The organism is Algoriphagus sp. (assembly GCF_024642405.1).
Classification (GTDB): Bacteria; Bacteroidota; Bacteroidia; order Cytophagales; family Cyclobacteriaceae; genus Algoriphagus.
On sequence record NZ_JAHEBC010000278.1, the window covers coordinates 2,143 to 5,170 of the forward strand.

Below are 3,028 nucleotides of genomic sequence, written 5' to 3' on the forward strand. Positions count from 1 at the left end.
ACTTTCGTTTCCATGCATCTGAGACCAAAGCATTACTTTCGTTTCTCCATTCCCCCAGTCCATGCTTGAAATGCTTCTTCCATCTATAGAGTTTCCCAAAGAAGTGACATTAAATTGAGAAGCATGTTTTTGAATCAGTGGCTGAAGATCCTCATGCTTAAATCTGCGGTGTGTTATGGCAGATTCTTTAAATTTTTGGTGCGCTGACTCTAAAGTTGCGATAGAAAGTGGTTCGGTTGCATTTTTATTTGCAGTTTTACACCCAATTAGTGAAATTAAAAACAGCAAAAAAACGCTGGAATAAAAGCCTTTAGAATTACTCATTATGGTTGGATTTTCTTTGTAATGAAAAGTAAAACTAGCCAATGTCATTTAAAAAATACATTTACAAAGCTCAAAAATTCAAATAACTAATGAAGCTATCATATTTCGTTGAGGATCTTCCTTTAAAACACACCTTTACCATTGCGCACCAAAGCAGAGATATTCAAGATACCTTGATAGTCAAATTGGAAGATGATGGAATCGTGGGATTAGGAGAGTCTACGACCAATCCATTTTATGGGATGACTGTTGAAAATATGAGTGCAAGTCTGGATAAAATCCGTGATTTAGTTGAGACAGGTGAATGGGATACGCCAGAACATCTTTGGGAGTTGGGCAGGAATAATTTTATAGAAAACCCATTTGCCCAATGTGCATTGGATATGGCAGCATGGGACTTGTTTACCAAGAAAAAGGGCAAAAAACTGTATGAGTATTTAGATTTGAATCCAATAAACATTCCTACCACAAACTTTACAATTGGAATTGATACTGTCCCAAAAATGGTAGCCAAAATGAAGGAAGTACATTGGCCGATTTATAAAATAAAATTGGGTACTTCTGACGATTTGGCGATAGTAAGAGAACTTAGAAAACATACGGATGCAGTTTTTCGAATAGATGCAAATTGTGCCTGGACTGCGGAACAGGCGATTGAATATTCAAAAGAACTCCAGAAACTTGGTGTTGAATTTATGGAGCAGCCATTGGGCAAAGATGATTTGGAAGGAATGAAGGAAGTTTTCATCCATTCAAAATTACCTGTTATTGCGGATGAAAGTTGCATCGTAGAGTCAGACGTCAAAAAGTGTCACGGTTTATTCCATGGAATAAATGTGAAGCTAGTGAAAGCTGGTGGTATCACTCCCGGCCTTAGAATGATTCATGAGGCTAAGTCTCTGGGAATGAAAACCATGGTCGGATGTATGACAGAATCTTCCATTGGGATTACGGCAATAGCTCATATTGCACCATTGTTGGATTATGTGGATATGGACGGAGCGATGCTTTTAGCAAAAGACCCTGCTAGGGGAGTGATCATTACGCCTGAAAAAGCGACATTTCCAGAGGGGAATGGAATAGGAGCAAGTTTAGTGTAAGGCAAAAAAAACGGCGATGCTTCCATCGCCGCTTAGCTTTTTATTGTTCTTCACTTACAATCATTTTAAACCCTTCGCCATGAACAGTGATGATCTGAACTTTTGGGTCGTCTTTCAGAAGTTTTCTGATTTTACTTAAGTAAACATCCATACTTCTTGCGTTGAAGTAGCTGTCATCCCCCCAAATTTGCTTTAAAGCATGACTTCGGTTTACAAGCTTGTTGATTTCAGATGCCAAAAGCCGAATCAACTCATTTTCTTTAGAAGTAAGTTTGTGCTTTCCCTTTGGACCTTCTAGGTATTGCTCATCATAATGAAGAACTAAATCACCAAAATTATAGATTTTTAAAGGGCTGATTTCAGTACTTTTTTGAGTTCTTCTTAAAATGGCAGTTACCCTAAGAAGCAATTCTTCCATACTGAATGGTTTTGTGATGTAATCATCTGCACCGATTTTTAACCCTTCTATGATGTCATCTTTCTGGTTTTTAGCAGTGAGAAAAAGCACCGGAAGGTCTTCTTGTACTTTTTTAATCTCTTTTGCCAGAGTAAAACCATCTTTCTTTGGCATCATAATATCCAAAAGGCATAGATCATATTTATCCTTTTTGAATTTGTTCCAGCCTTCTTCACCATCTCTACATAGAGTGGGTTCATAGCCTTTCATTTCTAAATATTCCTGTAGAATATCGCCCAAGTTTGGATCGTCTTCGACGACTAGTAGTTTAGCTTTGCTCATTGCTTTTTGGGTAAGTTTATGGTGAACGTTGTACCTTTTCCAACTTCACTTTCCACTTGAATGCCTCCTTGGTGTGCTTCAAGCATGGTTTTCACATAAGATAATCCTAACCCAAAACCTTTCACATCGTGAACGTTTCCAGTAGGAACTCTATAGAATTTATCAAAAATCTTCTTTTGGGCATCTTTAGTCATCCCAATTCCATTATCCTCAATTTTTACAATGAATTGATCATAATCTTCAAAAGCCTCGACTTTAATTTTCGGAGCATTTGGAGTATACTTTATTGCATTGTCTAGCATATTGTTAAAAATATGGGTCAGATGGAAAGCATCACCTTCTATAGTAGGGTTTTTTAGCCTATCCTTTAACTCTAAGTTTCCTCCCTTATTTTCAACTTGAAGACTAATATGTTGCATATTTGATTCCAATAATTCGCTTAGGTTCAGTGGTTCTATTTTTAATTTGAAGTCTTGCTTATCAAGAGCTGCAGCTTGTAAAACCTTTTCCACTTGTGCTGTTAATCTTTTATTTTCATCTTTTATGATACCTAAATACCGTTTTCTGAATTTATCTTGAGTGGATAGTTCAGGATCTTGGAGTGCTTCCACTGCAAGGCTTACTGTTGCTAACGGAGTTTTGAACTCATGGGTCATATTGTTGATAAAATCATTTTTGGTATCCGAAAGAGCCTTTTGTCGGATAATGACTTTTATAGCGTAGATGAAGCAGAAAATTATGACCCCAATAAAAACAATAGAACTGGAAATAGGAGCCCAAACTTGTTTTATGACATGATAGTTTTTTTCAGGAAAGAAGATGTAAAGGAAGTTATCTTTACCTAAAATATCATTTGGGAATAACT

Annotated in this window: 3 protein-coding genes and 1 pseudogene; 1 reads left to right on the forward strand and 3 read right to left on the reverse strand. The window is 36.8% G+C overall.

Going from position 1 to position 3,028, the window contains the following annotated elements; genetic code table 11:
- A pseudogene (locus Q0L68_RS16025) lies at nucleotides 1-324 on the reverse strand (peptidase M14); the annotation flags it as partial.
- An 89-nt stretch (nucleotides 325-413) separates the two neighbouring features.
- Between Q0L68_RS16025 and Q0L68_RS16030 the strand changes: the two are divergent.
- Nucleotides 414-1,424, forward strand: coding sequence for a dipeptide epimerase (locus tag Q0L68_RS16030; protein WP_296705139.1), 1,011 nt, complete (start codon nucleotides 414-416; stop codon nucleotides 1,422-1,424).
- Between the two features lie 40 nt (nucleotides 1,425-1,464).
- On the opposite strand, the gene Q0L68_RS16035 is transcribed toward Q0L68_RS16030, so the two are convergent.
- Both Q0L68_RS16035 and Q0L68_RS16040 read right to left on the reverse strand, forming a co-directional pair.
- A complete protein-coding gene (locus tag Q0L68_RS16035) occupies nucleotides 1,465-2,163 on the reverse strand; it encodes a response regulator transcription factor (protein WP_296705140.1) in 699 nt (232 codons plus the stop codon).
- Nucleotides 2,160-3,028, reverse strand: an 869-nt coding sequence (locus tag Q0L68_RS16040) for a HAMP domain-containing sensor histidine kinase (protein ID WP_296705141.1), incomplete at its 5' end; no start/stop codon positions are given. The genes Q0L68_RS16040 and Q0L68_RS16035, both read right to left, overlap by 4 nt.

What these genes read in the sequence shown, in the direction of transcription:
- Q0L68_RS16030 (WP_296705139.1), top strand. Translation starts at nt 414, where the DNA reads ATGAAGCTATCATATTTCGTTGAGGATCTTCCTTTAAAACACACCTTT.
- Q0L68_RS16035 (WP_296705140.1), bottom strand. Translation starts at nt 2,163, where the DNA reads ATGAGCAAAGCTAAACTACTAGTCGTCGAAGACGATCCAAACTTGGGC.